General features: G+C 66.0%; 13 protein-coding genes. 7 read left to right on the forward strand and 6 right to left on the reverse strand.

Annotated features, from left to right (window positions below; genetic code table 11):
• Window positions 1–44: 44 nt before the first annotated feature.
• Window positions 45–2,399, reverse strand: coding sequence for a WD40/YVTN/BNR-like repeat-containing protein (locus tag U9J41_RS14865; protein WP_322402969.1), 2,355 nt, complete (start codon window positions 2,397–2,399; stop codon window positions 45–47).
• Between the two features lie 565 nt (window positions 2,400–2,964).
• On the opposite strand from U9J41_RS14865, the gene hemF reads away from it, so the two are divergent.
• From hemF to rng, 6 genes are all read left to right on the forward strand, one after another.
• Window positions 2,965–3,876 (forward strand): oxygen-dependent coproporphyrinogen oxidase, encoded by a 912-nt coding sequence (gene hemF, locus U9J41_RS14870; protein WP_322402970.1) that lies wholly within the window; start codon window positions 2,965–2,967, stop codon window positions 3,874–3,876.
• A complete protein-coding gene (locus tag U9J41_RS14875; RefSeq protein ID WP_322402971.1) occupies window positions 3,873–4,544 on the forward strand; it encodes a nicotinate-nucleotide adenylyltransferase in 672 nt (223 codons plus the stop codon). The genes hemF and U9J41_RS14875 overlap by 4 nt, the downstream gene beginning before the upstream one ends.
• The gene (rsfS, locus tag U9J41_RS14880) at window positions 4,544–5,230 is read left to right on the forward strand and encodes a ribosome silencing factor (protein ID WP_322402972.1); all 687 of its coding nucleotides are present in this window, start codon (window positions 4,544–4,546) and stop codon (window positions 5,228–5,230) included. The genes U9J41_RS14875 and rsfS overlap by 1 nt, the downstream gene beginning before the upstream one ends.
• A gap of 6 nt (window positions 5,231–5,236) precedes the next feature.
• Window positions 5,237–5,707 carry a 23S rRNA (pseudouridine(1915)-N(3))-methyltransferase RlmH gene (gene rlmH / locus U9J41_RS14885; protein WP_056449784.1) on the forward strand — a complete coding sequence of 157 codons (471 nt, stop codon included), beginning with the start codon at window positions 5,237–5,239 and terminating at the stop codon, window positions 5,705–5,707.
• Between the two features lie 4 nt (window positions 5,708–5,711).
• Window positions 5,712–6,332: a Maf family protein gene (locus U9J41_RS14890; protein WP_322402973.1), complete on the forward strand. Its 621-nt coding sequence runs from the start codon at window positions 5,712–5,714 to the stop codon at window positions 6,330–6,332.
• 93 nt (window positions 6,333–6,425) lie between these two features.
• Window positions 6,426–7,910 carry a ribonuclease G gene (gene rng, locus U9J41_RS14895; protein ID WP_322402974.1) on the forward strand — a complete coding sequence of 495 codons (1,485 nt, stop codon included), beginning with the start codon at window positions 6,426–6,428 and terminating at the stop codon, window positions 7,908–7,910.
• A 16-nt stretch (window positions 7,911–7,926) separates the two neighbouring features.
• Here rng and U9J41_RS14900 read toward each other — a convergent pair whose 3' ends face one another.
• A complete protein-coding gene (locus U9J41_RS14900; protein ID WP_322402975.1) occupies window positions 7,927–9,396 on the reverse strand; it encodes a diguanylate cyclase in 1,470 nt (489 codons plus the stop codon).
• Window positions 9,397–9,398: 2 nt separating this feature from the next.
• Complete coding sequence (locus tag U9J41_RS14905; protein ID WP_322402976.1) at window positions 9,399–11,492, reverse strand: ATP-binding protein; 2,094 nt, start codon at window positions 11,490–11,492, stop codon at window positions 9,399–9,401.
• Window positions 11,493–12,058: 566 nt separating this feature from the next.
• Between U9J41_RS14905 and U9J41_RS14910 the strand changes: the two genes are divergently transcribed.
• Complete coding sequence (locus U9J41_RS14910; protein WP_322402977.1) at window positions 12,059–13,162, forward strand: glycosyltransferase family 9 protein; 1,104 nt, start codon at window positions 12,059–12,061, stop codon at window positions 13,160–13,162.
• 149 nt (window positions 13,163–13,311) lie between these two features.
• On the opposite strand, the gene U9J41_RS14915 is transcribed toward U9J41_RS14910, so the two are convergent.
• Genes U9J41_RS14915 through U9J41_RS14925 form a run of 3 tightly spaced genes read right to left on the reverse strand, consistent with a single transcriptional unit; the run spans window position 13,312 to window position 15,589 of the window.
• Window positions 13,312–14,133 (reverse strand): ABC transporter substrate-binding protein, encoded by an 822-nt coding sequence (locus U9J41_RS14915; protein WP_322402978.1) that lies wholly within the window; start codon window positions 14,131–14,133, stop codon window positions 13,312–13,314.
• Between the two features lie 17 nt (window positions 14,134–14,150).
• On the reverse strand, window positions 14,151–14,882 hold the full coding sequence (locus U9J41_RS14920; RefSeq protein WP_322402979.1) for an energy-coupling factor ABC transporter ATP-binding protein: 732 nt from the start codon (window positions 14,880–14,882) through the stop codon (window positions 14,151–14,153).
• Entirely contained in the window at window positions 14,879–15,589 is a 711-nt protein-coding gene (locus U9J41_RS14925) for an ABC transporter permease (RefSeq protein ID WP_322402980.1), read from the reverse strand. Before U9J41_RS14925 ends, U9J41_RS14920 begins: the two co-directional genes overlap by 4 nt.
• Between the last annotated feature and the right edge of the window lie 2 nt (window positions 15,590–15,591).

Below are 15,591 nucleotides of genomic sequence, written 5' to 3' on the forward strand. Positions count from 1 at the left end.
CTTGATTGATGCCGCCGGCGCCCGCGAAGGCGCCGGCGTGGACATCAATAGCTGAACACGACGCCGCGGCCCGCGCCGGCTGCATACACACGTCCCGGCACGGTCTGATCGGCCGCCAGGTTGCTGATGCCGGCGTACTGGTGCTTGTCGTCGTTGATCCGGCGCCATGCTGCGCCACCGTCGTCGGAGCGGTACACGCCCCACACGTTATTGATCACACCGACGATGTAGATCGAGGCCGAGTACGCCGCACCGGCGGGCGCCTTGCCCAGTGCAATGGAGGTCGCGCCGTACACGTCGGGGTAGAACTGGCTGCTGCCATAGATCGCTGCCGTCGCATTCAGCTTGGTCCAGGTCACGCCCGAGTCCTTGGAGTGCAGGACACTGAAGCCGTCGGCCACCCAGATATCGCCTTCGGCATTCGGATTGACGGCGATCGACGACTGGTAGAAGCTCGCCACTTGGGCGCCCGCGCTCACGAACGTCGCGCTTTCGGTGAAGGTGTGGCCGCCGTCCGTCGAGTACCAGAAGTGCGCCGTATCCGACCACTGGTTCCACCACGCGCCGCTCGAATTGAAGGCATAGACCTTGTTCGGGTTCTTGCGGTCGGCGACGACACGGTAGGCGCCACCCACCGCGGCGATGGACGGCAGGTTCGTGTACGTCCAGGTCGCGCCGTTGTCCGTCGTGTAGGCCGGGCGCGATGCCGGCGGTGCCCAGATGATGTTGCCCGGCTTGGTGACGGCGATCGTTTCCTCGTTGCCCTGGTTGTTCATTGCGTCCGGATGCTTGCTGGCGAACGCCGTCCAGGTCACGCCGGAGTCGGTCGAGTAGGCGCCGCGGGGGTTATTCTGGACCCAGCCGCCGGAGCCGACCGCCGCGATATAGGCCGGATTCGACCAGGCCATGTCGGTGGCGTGGCCGTTGCTGAACCAGCCCACCGGGCCGCGCGTCGGTTTCTTCAGGAGCTCGGTCTGCACGTGCGTGCCGATGTCACCGGAGCTTCTCAGCAGCGCGTAGCCGGCGCCCTTGGGGGGCGTCGTCAGGCTGATCGTCGCGGTTTCCTCGAGGCCGGTCACGTCCAGGTTCCAGTTGGGCGTGGCTGCCGACGCACTCTTCGTCTCCCAGATCCCGCCGCCGAACACGTGCAGGATGTGGTCGGGGTTGCTCGGATCGATCTCGACGTCGTCGACCCAGCCCGAGAAGTCCACGTCGGACGGCGTATGCGGGGTCATCGACGCGATCTCGCGCCACGTCTGGCCGGCGTCATCGGACACCTGCACGACCGGCTGGCCCTGCCAGTTACCCCAGGAGTTCGAGACGCCCAGTGCAATGCGCGTCGTCGGGCCGGAACCGGACACGGACAGGCCGCCCATGCCGAAGTTCACCCATTGCTCCGTATCGTAGCTCTTCAGCAGTGTCCAATTGGTGCCATCGAACTTGTACAACCTGCACGGACCGCCGGCGCCCGGGCCCATTTCCTTGGTGAACGCGACGTAGACAATGCCATCCTTGGCACGGACCATGTGCGGGATATAGAAGCCGGTCACCGGGGTCGTCACCCCCGCCCAGGTCGCGCCGCCGTCGGTCGACTTGTACAGGTTGTAATTCAGGCCGGCCGCATTGGCGTAATCCGGCGCCACGGACGTGTAGATGGTCTGCGTGGCCGTGCCCGTGCCCGTGGTCGACGTGTCGAACAGCACACCCTCGATGCCGCCCAAGGTGCGTCCGGGCAGGTTGCTGATCTGGTCGCCGGGATACTGGAACGACGTCAGGGACGTCACCTGGTTCCAGGTCTGGCCGTAGTCCGTGCTCTTCCACAGGCCCGACGTGCGCGAACCGTAGTACAGGACCGACGGTTTGTTCGGATCGACCATCAGCCGCTCGCCGATGGCACGGCCCGGATCGTTGGAACCGGCGCGGAACGGCAAATCAACATGCGTCCAGTTGTCGCCGCGGTCCGTGGAAATGTACAGGCGGGCATTGGTGCCAGACCAATCGTACATGCCCGTGACCAGATAGACGCGCTTGTCGTCGTTCGGGTCCAGGGCGACGCTTTCGGCGCCGTTGAAGAATTCTTCGCGGATGCCGAAGCCGTCCGTGATGGAGGTCCAGGACGAGGTCGCCGCGTCCCAACGATAGGTCCCGCCCATATCGGTACGCGCATACAGGACGTTCGGGCTGGTCGGGTGGAAGATCAGGCCCGTCACGTAGCCGCTGCCGCCGTACTTGACGCTCTGCCACCGGTTACCCGTCGTCGCGACATCGGCGCCGCCGCCGGACGCGCTGCCGACCATGGCGGCAAGGGAAGGCGACTGCGACGACGGGCTGCTGCCGCCGCCGCAGGCCGCCACCAACCCGGCCAGGGCGCAGGCAAGGGCAAGGGATTGCTTCTTCATGCTTGAACTCCAAGAAAGTGATAAATCGTGGTTGCCGGTAGGGCGGACGAGCCGCCGGATCGGCGCGCCCCGGCCGGCCCGGCGCGCGCTTGCTGCATGTGCACCGACGTGCCGGGCGCGGCCAAAGCCGGTCCGTGCGCGCGGTGCGGAGGGTTGAAACGAGGATGATTGGCGTCGTCGCCGTGCGCGGTTCGCGCTACGGCTGTGGCTGTGGCTGATGAGTGATCGTTTGCTTCATGGCGGTCTCCGGTCGATATTTATTATGGTTTTCCAGCCCAGGTCATCGAGGATCAGGGCGCCAGCCGGTGCGGTAGGCTAGGAAATCGATTTCATGAGACAAGGCTATTAGCAAAAGGTATGTATTGCTTGTAATTCCAGCCATAAAAAATAAAAATGTGCAGAAATTTCTAGGTATTTACGCAGTATTGATAGAAGCCCGGGGACGATACGGCTGGAGCTGTGGTAGCGGTTTCCTTGTAGCAACTTGCGCAATGACCGGTCGCCTGTCACGATCCCCCGCATCGGTGTACAATCCCCCGTTCATTTTTTTCTCACCCATTCCCACATGTCCACCCCGAATCCCGCCGCCGTCAAGGCCTGGCTGCTCGACCTGCAGGCGCGCATCGTGCACGCGCTGGAAGGCGTCGACGGCAAGCCCTTTTTGCGCGACACGTGGGAACGGCCCGAAGGCGGTGGCGGCGTCTCGCGCCTCATCGAGGAAGGCAATGTGATCGAACGGGGCGGCGTGAATTTCTCGCACGTGCGCGGCACGAACCTGCCGCCGTCCGCGATGGCCGCGCGGCCGGAACTCGCGGGCCGCGCGTGGGAAGCGATGGGCGTGTCGCTCGTGACCCATCCGCGCAATCCGTATGCACCCACCGTGCATATGAACGTGCGGTTTTTCGAAGCGACGGCCGAAGGCAAGGACCCCGTCTGGTGGTTCGGCGGCGGCATGGATCTCACGCCCTGTTATGGCTTTGAGGCCGATGCGCGCCACTTCCACCAGGTGTGCCACGACGCGCTGGCGCCGTTCGGGGACGACCTGCATCCGCGCTTCAAGCGCTGGTGCGACGATTATTTCTACGTGAAGCACCGCAAGGAAGCGCGCGGCGTCGGCGGCATCTTCTTCGACGACTTCAACGAACCCGGATTCGACACGGCGTACGCCATGGTGCAACGTGTTGGCAACGGCTTCCTCGACGCCTATCTGCCGATCCTGCAGCGCCGCAAGGACCTGCCCTACGGCGAACGCGAACGCGATTTCCAGGCCTACCGGCGCGGGCGCTACGTCGAATTCAACCTCGTCTGGGACCGCGGCACGCTGTTCGGCCTGCAGTCGGGCGGGCGCACGGAGGCGATCCTGATGTCGATGCCGCCGATCGTCAAATGGCGCTACGACTGGCATCCCGAACCGGGCAGCCCGGAAGCGCAACTGTATTCGGACTTCCTTCCCCACCGGGACTGGCTGGCTTCGTGACAACGTGTGCGAATTCCTGTGTAGCACTGCTGGGAGGTAGTTTCGATCCACCGCATCACGGCCACGTCGCACTGGCCGAACTGTTCGCGCGCCTGCTCCATCCGGACGAGCTGCGCGTGCTGCCGGCCGGCCAGCCGTGGCAAAAAAAGACCGGCCTGGAAGCGGGCGACGCCGAGCGCGTGGCGATGCTCGAACTGGCGTTCGCGGGCAGCAGCGCGCCCGTGACGATCGATACCCGCGAAATCGCCCGCCACGGCGCGACGTACACGGTCGAAACGCTGCGCGAAGTGCGCGCGGAACTGGGACCAAGCGTCTCCATCGTGTTCGTGATGGGCGCGGACCAGCTGCAAAAGCTGGACACCTGGCGCGACTGGCAGGACCTGTTCGCGCTGGCCAATTTTGGCGTGGCCGCCCGCCCCGGCTACGGGCTCGACGATGCCGCGCTGCCGCCCGCCGTGGCGGCGGAACTGGCACACCGGCGCGCGTCGTTCGACGATGTGCGCGCGAGCCCGGCGGGCAAAGTCTGCCTGGCGCACACGCTGGCCGTCGACATCTCGGCCACCCAGGTGCGCGCTGCGCTGCACGCGCGACCCCGTACTGACATAAGCGCGCTGGTTGCGCCGCAAGTGCTAGACTATATTCAACAACATAACTTATACAAAAGCTAATGGATATCAAGAAACTGCAAACGCTCGTCGTCGACGCCCTCGAAGACGTCAAGGGCCAGGAAATCGTCCTGTTCGACACGACGCACCTGACCAGCCTGTTCGACCGTATCGCGGTCGTGTCGGGCACGTCGAATCGCCAGACCAAGGCGCTGGCCGCCTCGGTGCGCGACAAGGTCAAGGACGCAGGCGGCGACGTGATCGGGATGGAAGGCGAAGACACGGGTGAATGGGTCCTCGTCGACCTGGGCGACATGATCGTGCACATCATGCAGCCGGCCATCCGCCAGTACTACCGCCTGGAAGAAATCTGGGGCGACAAGCCTGTGAAGCTGGGCGCCGCCAAGCGCAAGTCGACGACCGAAGGCCTGGACGCGGCCGCACCGAAAGCGAAGTCGAAGCACCTCGCCGCCAACCAGGAACAGGAAGATGCGAAGCCGGTGCGCGAGCGCAAGCCGGCGGCCAAGAAATCGGCCGCCGCCAAGCCGGCCGCCAAGAAAGCGGCCGCGAAGAAGATCCCGACCGGCGCCACCGTGAAGGTTGCCGTGTCCAAGACCGCCGCCGCGGACGCGAAGGCCGCCAAGGCTGCCAAGGCTGCCGCCGCACCGAAGCGCGCCACGAAGGCCGCGGCCGAGGGCGCCGCACCGGCCAAGAAAGTCATCCGCCGCATCAAAAAAGCCGACGAATAAGCTGCAATGCAGTTGATCATCGCTGCGGTCGGCCACAAGATGCCGGCCTGGATCGAGACCGGCTTCGCGGAATACGTCAAACGCATGCCGCCGGAACTGCGCATCGTGCTCAAGGAAATCAAGCCGGTCGAGCGTTCCGGCAGCAAGACGGCGGCGACCGCGATGGCGCTCGAGCGCGAGCGCATCGAGGCCGTGCTGCCGAAGGGCGCGCGCATCGTCGCCCTCGACGAGCGCGGCAAGGATTTGACCAGTGTCGGCCTGTCGCAGCAACTGGAGGCCTGGCAGCAGGACGGGCGCGATTGCGTCTTCCTGATCGGCGGGGCCGACGGCCTCGATCCGGAACTCAAGGCGCGGGCCGATGGCCTGATCCGCATCTCCAGCATGACACTGCCGCACGGTATCGTGCGCGTGATGCTCGCGGAACAGTTATATCGTGCCTGGACGATTACCCAGAACCATCCCTACCATCGAGTGTGACCCGATGAAACCGCTCGACAAAAAAATCTACCTCGCTTCGAAGAGCCCGCGCCGGCGCGAACTGCTGCGCCAGGTCGGCATCGACTTCGACATCCTCAGCCTCCGCTCCGACCCGGCCCGCGGCATCGACGTCAGCGAAGACACGTTCGCGGACGAGCCCGCGCTCGACTACGTGGCGCGGGTGGCGCGCGAAAAGGGCGCGTTCGCGTGGAACGTGCTGCACCTGCGCCGCATGCCGCTGCGCCCCGTGCTGTCGGCCGATACGACCGTCACCATCGACGGCGAGATCCTCGGCAAGCCGGCCAACCACAAGGAAGCCGTCGCCATGCTCGAACGCCTGTCGGGCCGCACGCACCAGGTGCTGACGTCCGTCGCGCTGCACTACACGGACGTGTTCGAGCAGGTGACGCAGGTGTCGGACGTGCGTTTCGCGAAGCTCACCCCGGCCGCGATCCAGGCGTATTGCGCCACGCCCGAACCCTACGACAAGGCCGGTGCCTACGGCATCCAGGGCCTCGCCGCCCTGTTCATCGAGCATATCGAAGGCAGCCATTCGGGCATCATGGGGTTGCCCGTGTTCGAGACCGCGCAGTTATTGCAGAAAGCGGGCGTCAGCATTTTGTAATGGCGTACGCGGCTCGTTGGCGTTACGCGTGGGCACGGAGTGCCCACCCTGCGTGTATGATGTGATCCTGGACAACAATTAAAACCTGGTCACATGACTGAAGACATCCTGATCAATATCAACCCGCAAGAAACACGGGTCGCGCTGGTGGTACAGGGTGCCGTTCAGGAGCTGCACATCGAGCGCACGCTCACCCGTGGCCTGGCGGGCAATGTCTATCTCGGCAAGGTCGTGCGCGTGCTGCCGGGGATGCAGTCGGCCTTCATCGACATCGGCCTGGAACGCGCCGCTTTCCTGCACGTGGCCGACATCTGGGAAGCCAAGCCGCACGACGGCAGCAATGGCGCCAGCAACAGTAGCAACAGCGCACCGACCCCCATCGAGAAAATCCTGTTCGACGGCCAGGTGCTGACGGTGCAGGTGATCAAGGACCCGATCGGCACCAAGGGCGCGCGCCTGTCCACGCAGATCTCGATCGCCGGCCGCATGCTCGTCTATCTCCCGCAGGACAAGCACATCGGCATCTCGCAAAAGATCGAGAAGGAATCCGAGCGCGAAGCCTTGCGCGCGCGCCTCGCGGGCCTGCTGCCGCCGGACGAGAACGGCGGCTACATCGTGCGCACGCAGGCCGAGGACGCCTCCGACGCCGACCTCGCCGCCGACATCGACTACCTGCGCAAGACGTGGGGCGCGATCACGAAAGGCGCGCGCACGCGTCCCGCGACGAGCCTCTTGTACCAGGACCTGAGCCTGGCCCAGCGCGTGCTGCGCGACTTCGTCCACGACGAGACGGCCGCGATCCTCGTCGACTCGCGCGAGAACTACCTGAAACTGGTCGAATTCGCGCAGGTGTACACGCCCAGCGTGCTGTCGCGCCTGCAGCACTACACGGGCGAGCGTCCGCTGTTCGACCTGTACGGCGTCGAGGAAGAGATCCTGCGCGCGCTGGGCCGGCGCGTCGACCTCAAGTCGGGCGGCTACCTGATCGTCGACCAGACCGAGGCCATGACGACGATCGACGTCAACACCGGCGGCTTCGTCGGCGGGCGCAATTTCGCCGACACGATCTTCAAGACGAACCTGGAAGCGGCGCACGCGATCGCGCGCCAGCTGCGGCTGCGCAACCTGGGCGGCATCATCATCCTCGACTTCATCGACATGGAGAACAACGAGCACCGCAACGCCGTGCTGGCGGAGCTCAAGAAAACGCTGTCGCGCGACCGCACCAAGGTGTCCGTGAGCGGGTTCTCGGCGCTGGGCCTGGTCGAGATGACGCGCAAGCGCACGCGCGAATCGCTGGCCCACATCCTGTGCGAGCCCTGTCCCGCCTGCGCCGGCAAGGGGCAAGTGAAAACGAGCCGGACGATCTGCTACGAAATCCTGCGCGAACTGCTGCGCGAGGCCAAGCAGTTCAACCCGCGCGAGTTCCGCATCGTCGCCTCGCAGGAAGTGGTCGACATGTTCCTCGAGGAGGAATCGCAGCACCTGGCCATGCTCGGCGATTTCATCGGCAAGAAGATCTCGTTGCAGGTCGAACGGGGCTATCATCAGGAGCAGTACGACGTCATCCTGATGTAAGAGAACAAGCTTTCAATCAATGACTTAAATCCAGCCAGGGGCACTCGCCCGCCGCGTGCAGCCGTCCGCGGCCGCCGCGCTTGGCCTCGTACAGGGCGCGGTCGGCCGCTGCCAGCAGCGCGTCGTAGACCCGCTCGAAGTACTGGCGCGGCGGCGCGGACGCGCTGCGCAAGGTTTCCGGCACTGGCAGCAGGGTCGCCATGCCGACGCTGCCGCGCACCGGCAGGCTTCGGCCCTGCCACTCGATGCCCGTGTCCTGCAGCAGGTCGAGCAGGCGTGCGGCGACTTGGGCTGCACCAATCTCGCCCGTATTCGGCAGGACGACGATGAACTCGTCACCGCCGTAGCGGCCCGCCATGTCGCCTTCGCGCACGATGGCGCGCAGCAGGCGGCCCATGGCGACCAGCGCCTGGTCGCCGGCCAGGTGGCCGCTGTCGTCGTTGATGCGCTTCAGGCCGTCCATATCCACCATCAGGAGCGTCAGCGGGCCGCCGTGGCGGCAAGCCTTGCGGATCTCGACGATCGTCCACTGTTCCACGAAGCGGCGCAAGTGCACGCCCGTGAGCGGGTCGACGGTGGCCATTTTGAACAATTGCGCGTTGCGGATTGCCACCGCGGCCTGGTTGGCGAACACGGACACCAGTTCCAGGTCCTGGTTGTCGACGATCGGCTTGTCGAGGTAGATCACGCCGATCGCCTGATCGGCCACGCACAGGGGCACGACGGTGGCGTCGGTGCCGACCTGTGGGCGGCGGCTCCGCGTGGCCTGGTCCAGCGCCCGCGCCAGGAGGCCATCGAGCTCCTGCTCGTTCAACCCGCCGGCCCCCGCGTAACGGCCGGTCGCCGCGTGCACGGTGGGACCGGCATCGTCCTCGAACACGGCGAGGAAGCAGGACGGCGCGACGCCGGGATCGTCGGTGTGGTGCTCCCGGCTGGCGACGCATGAATTGGCGACGCCGAACAGGCCGGTGACCTGGAAGATGATGTTCTGCAACAGGTTTTCCAGCGGCTGCAGCCGGTGCAGCCCGGGCGTCGCGTCGAGGATGTAGCGCAGGCCCACGCGGCTCTTGTGCAGCAGCCGGGCCGAATGGGCCGCTTTCAGTCCCACGTCCACCCACATCAGCAGCTTGTCGGGCCCCTCGCTCTTGTCGTGGTAGCCCTGGATGTCGAGGCGCCTGAGGAGCGCGCGCGGCGGCTGCTCGGACGCGTAGCCGGTCTGCAGGATCACTTGCAGCATCGGGTTCGTCTTGCGCAGTTCGCCCACCACTTCCTCGCCGGTCATGCCGTGCATGTAGAAATCGAGCAGCAGCAGGTCGACGTGGACGCTGGCCAGCAACGCCAAGGCCTCCTCGCCGTCGCGGGCGGTCAGCACACGGTGGCCTTCACGTTCGAGCAGCTTGCGGATGGCGTCGAGGTAGGTCTGGTCGTCATCGGTGAGGAGGATGACCCAATCGGTGCGGGTGGCGTGGCGGGTTTTGCGGACCATGGTCACGGATCCTTTCCGGGATGGGGGAAATGCAGGGTGATGCGGGTACCGACGCCGAGCGTGCTGGCGACGTCGATACTGCCGCCGAATTGCGCGACGACGATGTCGTGCACGATCGCCAGGCCCAGGCCCGTGCCCTGGCCGAACGGCTTCGTGGTAAACATCGGCTCGAAGATGCGGCGCAGGTCGGCCGGCGCGATGCCGGCACCGTCGTCCAGTACGGCGAGTTCGATGCCGGCCCTTGACTCGGCCGCGCGGACGATGATCGACTGGGCGCCTGCGTCGACGGCGTTGGTCAGCAGGTTGGTGACCACCTGGCCCAGCCCGGCGGGCGTGCCCGTCACCTCCAGCGAGGGGACGGGCGCATCCAGGTGCACGGTGCAGCGTTGGCGCTTGAACTGGTGGTCGAGCAGCAGGATGCTTTCTTCGAGCGCCGGCACGACGGCGAAACGCACACGCTCCTCGTTGCCCTGGTCGCGCGTGTGGTGCTTGATGCTACGGACGAACGCAGCGGCGCGCTGGGCCGAAAGCGTGGCCTGGGTGGCGCACTGGCGCATCTCGGCGACGATCTGGCGATGGTCTTCCTCCGTGACTTCGGCGTCGCCCGCCGACTCGGCGTATTCGGTGACGAGCGCGTCCAGCTCTCCCAGTGCGGCCCGGATGGTCGCCAGCGGTGTGTTCATCTCGTGTGCGATGCCGGCGGTCAGGCGGCCAAGGGCCGCCATCTTCTCGGCGATCAGGAGTTTGTCCTGGTTTTCCTTGAGCGCCTGGTGCGCCGCTTCCAGTTCCTGCTGGCGCCGCGCCAGCGCCTGCTCGGCAAGTTCGCGCTCGGTCACGTCGAGCGCGATGCCGATCATGTGCGACGGCTGGCCGTTCGGGTCGAGCAGCGGGATCTTGCGGGTCAGGACGTAGCGCATGTCGCCGCCGGCGCGCCGGACGGCGGTCACGGGCTGGTCGACGATCGTGCCGGACGCCAGCGTCTCGTGGTCGCTCAGCGTGTCCAGGTCGGCCGCCTCGGGCGGATCGACGTCGTGGACGGTGCGGCCCAGGATCCGTTCGCGCGGTATGCCCAGCCAGCGCGCGCGCTCGCGGTTCACGAATTCGAAGCGCAGGCCCGGCAAGCGCTTCACGAACAGCATGGCCGGCATGTTTTCGACCACGGCGTCGAGGAAGGCGGCCGCCTGGCGGGCCGCGCGCGCCTGGTTGACGGTTTCTTCCAGCGTGGCGATCAGCCAGGTGGCGTGCGCGATCTGGAAAGCGTCGACATTGCCGGCGTCGACCATCCCGGCGTGGAGGAGCATCCTGCCGCCGGGGGCGGCGTCCAGCGTGGCCAGCAGCGCGTCGAGCCAGACGCCCGGATCGAAAAACAATGACAGGGCGAGCCGGCCCTCGCGCAGGGCGCGCAGGCTGTCCGGCGCGGCACCGAAACCGGCCACTGCCAGCCTGGGCGCCCGTGGTCCCGCAGCCGCCAGGGCGTCCAGCACGCCCAGCGCCAGTACGTCCTCCACTGCCAGCACCACGTCGCCGTCGCCCAGCCGGCCTTCCGCGAGCAGCGCGGCCGCCTGCGCCTGGGCGTGCACGCGCATGGCGTCCGGCGCGCTGCTGGTGCAGGGGACGGCGATCGTCAGGTGCGTGACCTCGGGTGCGCGGGCGCGCAGCGCGGCGGCATCCACGCGCGCGTGCGGCGTTTCGCCCAGCAGCAGGGCGCGCACGGGGCGTCCCCTGGCCAGCAGCGAGGTCGCGCGGGCCAGTCCCTCCCCGTGGTCGGCCCGGACCTGCGCGTGGACCACCCGGGGCGGCACCCCGGTCAGGTCACCCAGCAGCAGCACCCGTGCGCCTGCCGCGTGCAGGCGTTCGACATGGGGCACCAGGGCGGGCAGGTCGCGTTCCAGCGGACGCAGTACGAGCACGTCGCCGGCGCCCAGCTCCAGCGCGGCCAGCACGTCGCACTGGTGGGTGGTCGAGCGGACTGGCACGTCCTCGAGCCGGAACCCCGCCTCCGTCACGCGTACGCGCGCCTGGACACGGAAGCGGGTCCAGTAGAACGACAGGTCAAGGTCCGGCAGGCACAGGACGAAACGCGTTACGGCTGGCATCGAGACAGATGTTTGGAGACGGTAGAGACCCTTGAGCCATTTTACGCACGAACAAAATTATCTGTGAGAAAAAGCAAGATCGTTGTGGTTTTCATGCGCCCGGACGCGGGAGGCGTCGCGGCCCGGTACGCGTTCATGAAGACGGTGCGGCTCGAATGATGGGACGTCGATGTACCGATAACGATAAAATCGATTACTCCTGATTTCGACGGCATTAAATGCTGCTGGATAATTGAAAAATATTACGACGTCATCCTGATGTGGCACCTCGATGTTAATTTAATACGCCAGTTTCGCCGCTTGCCCAGCAGGGACTTGTCATCGTGTTCAATAGCTGTTGCTCACATAGGACAATGCGTCTAAATATATAACCGGGGGCAACGCAGTGTCCCAGTTTGGACTACAATTCGAGACAATTTGTTGAAGATTTCGAGAGTTGGCGGTCGTGCGCATCCCTACCACGCTTCGGGTACGCAGCCAGCCGACCGGTTAGCGCTGCTGATCGCAGACCCTGATACACCGCTGGCGGCGTCGGACAATAACTGGCAGGCGACCCGTAAGAGACAATGAACGTACCCCTCATTCCTTCCGATCTGCTGAAGAAATCGGACAAGATCCTGTTCATCGCCCACCTGGCGTTGGGCGATTACACGTATTTGCAGAACTGCTTCCAGGCATTCGCGCGCGCCTACCCGCACCTGAAAATGCACCTGTGGGTGGACGAGGTCCGGCGCACCAGCGACGCGTCGCAGTGGCCGCACCTCAAGAAGAACGTCCTGTACGACTGGCTCGACGCCTGCGACTTCATCGAGAAGGTCTACAACCAGAACTACTCGCCCGAGCTGTTCCGGGCCTCCATCCGCGACGCGCAGCGGGAGCACTACCCGATCGTCGTCTCGCTGGGCACCTTGCGTCCCCATTTCTACGCCGACCTCGCGCGCGAGATCAGTCCGGACGGTTTCGTGTTCGGCCTCAAGAAGCCGCTCGGCCTGCTGGGCATGCATCACTGGTTCAGCTTCCGCAAGCTGGACGCCAGCCTCGATCCGGACGTGGCCGACCGCACGAGCGCCCCGCACATCAGCGACGTGCATGCCGAATGGTTCCGCCAGCTGGCCGCCGTCGACATCCCGCCGGCCGAGCGCATCCCGTTCGTGCACATCCCCGACCAATTCGTCGAGGGCGCGAAGGCGCGCCTGCACGAATGGGGCTTCGACGGCCGCCGCGGCAAGCTCGTGTTCATCAACCCGTTCGCCAAGACGCGCAAGCGCTGCTGGCCCGTCGAGCGCGTGGCCGAACTGATCACGACGATGCGCGCGCAGCCGGAATGGCGCGACGCCTGCTTCATCGTCAACGCGGTGCCGCAGGAAGTCGACAACGTGAAGGCGATGCTGGTGCGCCGCCAGCTGGACCGCACGGAGCTGTTCAGCGCCAACGAAAACTTCTTCCAGCTGCCGGCGATGCTGGCGCAGTGCGACCTGATCGTCTCGGTGGAAACGGCAGTGATGCACCTGGCGAACGCCGTCGGCGTGCCGGTGGTCGCGCTGATGCGCCAGAAGACGCCGGAATGGGCGCCGGTCGACAAGGCCAACAGCACCGTCATCACGGCGGATCAGAGAAGGGATTGGGTGAAGGCGATTCCAGTCGATGCGGTGATGCACGCATTGGCGTGAATCGCGTGATTGTGTAACGAGGGCCGCCGAATGCGGCCCTTTGTTTTTTCGACTGCCTTACGAAATTAGGCCCCTGCCTTCGCAGGGGCGACGTGCATGCAGTACTGCTAAAGCCAGCACGTCGTCCCCGCGAAGGCGGGGACCCAATTTTACTTAGCCGAAGGGAAAAACAACTGCTCCCCTTCCGGCTTGAACGACGCGATCTTCGCCTGCCCCGCCGGCGACGTGATCCACCCGATCAACGCCGTCGCGCCCTGGTAATTGATGCCCTGGTGCTTCGCCGGATTGACGGCGATGATCCCATACGGATTGAACATCCGCTTGTCGCCCTCGACCAGGATCGCCAGCCCCGTCTTGGCTTTATAGGCGCCGTATGTCGCACGGTCCGTCAGCGTGTAGGCCCCCATCTCCGCCGCCATGTTCAGCACCTCGCCCATGCCCAGGCCGGCCGACACGTAATTGGCGCCCGCGGGTTTCGTGCCCGCCTGCTGCCAGTAACCCTTTTCCATCACGTCCGTGCCGGAATTGTCGCCGCGCGAAATGAACTTCACGTTCGCCGCCGCGATCTTCCTGAACGCGGCGATCACATCATGGCTGCCCTTCACGCCCGCCGGGTCGGCCACCGGTCCCGCAATAATAAAATCGTTGTACATCACGTCGTGGCGGTCGATGCCCCAGCCCTCGGCCACGAATTTGTCTTCCAGCTTGCGGGCGTGGACGAGCGTGACGTCGACGTCGCCGTTCTTGCCCAGTTCCAGCGCCTTGCCGGTGCCGACCGAGATCACGTTGACCTTGAGGCCGGACTGCGCTTCAAAGGCCGGCAGCAGATAGCCCAGCAGGCCCGAGTTCTCGGTGCTCGTGGTGGTGGACAGGCGCAGGACGTGACCGGACTGCGCGCGTGCGCACGGCGCCGCGACGGTCAAGCAGGCGGTCAGGCAGGCGACGAAGCGGAGGATGGAACGGCGGTGCATGGTGTCTCCTTGTCGTATCAACGGTATTCGAGATGCCCGTCGCGCAGCTTCAGCCGCTGCACGCCGTGCAGGTTGATCAGGTCGCGGTCGTGGCAGGCGATGACGATGCTGCTGCCCGCGTCGACCATCGTCGGGATCAGGGCGATCACCTGTTCGCGCGCGGCGCCGTCCAGGTTGGACGTCGGTTCGTCCAGCAGCAGCAGGCGCGGTTGCAGCACCTTCGCGCGGGCCAGCGCCACGCGCTGTTTTTCGCCGCCGGAGAGCTTGGTCGGGTCGGTATCGCGCAGGTGCGCCACGCCGGCCCAGGCCATCGCTTCGTCGACGACGGGTCGCACGGCGGCGGGCGGTTCGCCGCGCAGTGCGAGGCCGTAGCCGATGTTGGCGGCGACGCTCGTCGAAAACAGGATCGGATGCTGATGCACGTAGACGATGGCCCGGCGCAGCGCGCGCGGGTACGGGTGCACGCGCAGCACGTCCTCGCCGGCGAAGCGCAGGCTGTCGATCTCGGCCCGTTCCAGGCCGCCCAGCACGCGCAGCAGGGTGCTCTTGCCGGCGCCGTTCATCCCGGTCAGCACGTAGGCGCTGTGCGTCGCGATCTCGAGCACGTCGATGTCGAACAGCAGCCGGTCGCCGTGGCGCTTGCGCAGGCCACGCACGCCCAGCAGGGCCTTGCGGCGCTCGTCGCGCTGCGGCGCGTCGGCGTTCTCGTGGACGGCCGCCGCGATCTGCGCGTGGATGCCGATGCTCATGCGCGCTCCCGCACCGTGTGGGCGTCGCCCTGCAGCAGCATCAGCGCGCCGTTCATCAGCAGCGCGATCGAGACCAGCACGATGCCGAGCGCGATGCCCTGCGCGAACTCGCCCTTGCTCGTCTCCAGCGCGATCGCGGTCGTGATCGTGCGCGTCTCGCCTTCGATGTTCCCGCCCACCATCAGCGCGCAGCCGACTTCCGAGATCACCCGGCCGAAGCCGGACAGCACGGCCGCCATCACGCCGAAGCGCGCCTCGTGCAACACGCGCACCATCACCTGCAGCGGCGACGCGCCCAGCGCGATCGCGGTCTCGGCGTAGCGCGGATCGAGTCCCTGCACGGCGGCCAGCGTGAACGCGAGCAGCACGGGCAGCGCGACGACGCACTGGCCGAACACGATGCCGGGCTGCGAGAACAGCCATTGCAGGCCGCCCAGCGGCCCGTGGCGCGACAGCAGCAGGTACAGCACGAGGCCGATCAGGACGGTCGGCAGCGACAGCGCCGCCTGCGCCAGCCAGATGACGATGCGCCGTCCGGTAAAGCGCCGCATCGCGACGACGTAGCCGATCAGGATGGCCGGCGGCGTGGCCAGCAACAGGCCGACGAGGCTCGTCTTGAGCGATACCCAAACGATGCGCCACAGGTCCGCGTCGCCCGTGAACAGCAGCGCAAAGGCGCGCAGGACGGCATCCTCGATGTCGTTCATGG

The sequence above is a fragment of the Massilia luteola genome, from assembly GCF_034420155.1.
GTDB lineage: Bacteria > Pseudomonadota > Gammaproteobacteria > Burkholderiales > Burkholderiaceae_D > Telluria > Telluria luteola.

Coding starts and splice junctions, on each gene's coding strand:
- U9J41_RS14865 (WP_322402969.1), bottom strand. CDS start 2,399: ATGAAGAAGCAATCCCTTGCCCTTGCCTGCGCCCTGGCCGGGTTGGTG.
- rsfS (WP_322402972.1), top strand. CDS start 4,544: ATGGATATCAAGAAACTGCAAACGCTCGTCGTCGACGCCCTCGAAGAC.
- rlmH (WP_056449784.1), top strand. CDS start 5,237: ATGCAGTTGATCATCGCTGCGGTCGGCCACAAGATGCCGGCCTGGATC.
- U9J41_RS14905 (WP_322402976.1), bottom strand. CDS start 11,492: ATGCCAGCCGTAACGCGTTTCGTCCTGTGCCTGCCGGACCTTGACCTG.
- U9J41_RS14925 (WP_322402980.1), bottom strand. CDS start 15,589: ATGAACGACATCGAGGATGCCGTCCTGCGCGCCTTTGCGCTGCTGTTC.
- U9J41_RS14915 (WP_322402978.1), bottom strand. CDS start 14,133: ATGCACCGCCGTTCCATCCTCCGCTTCGTCGCCTGCCTGACCGCCTGC.
- U9J41_RS14890 (WP_322402973.1), top strand. CDS start 5,712: ATGAAACCGCTCGACAAAAAAATCTACCTCGCTTCGAAGAGCCCGCGC.
- hemF (WP_322402970.1), top strand. CDS start 2,965: ATGTCCACCCCGAATCCCGCCGCCGTCAAGGCCTGGCTGCTCGACCTG.
- U9J41_RS14920 (WP_322402979.1), bottom strand. CDS start 14,882: ATGAGCATCGGCATCCACGCGCAGATCGCGGCGGCCGTCCACGAGAAC.
- rng (WP_322402974.1), top strand. CDS start 6,426: ATGACTGAAGACATCCTGATCAATATCAACCCGCAAGAAACACGGGTC.
- U9J41_RS14910 (WP_322402977.1), top strand. CDS start 12,059: ATGAACGTACCCCTCATTCCTTCCGATCTGCTGAAGAAATCGGACAAG.
- U9J41_RS14900 (WP_322402975.1), bottom strand. CDS start 9,396: ATGGTCCGCAAAACCCGCCACGCCACCCGCACCGATTGGGTCATCCTC.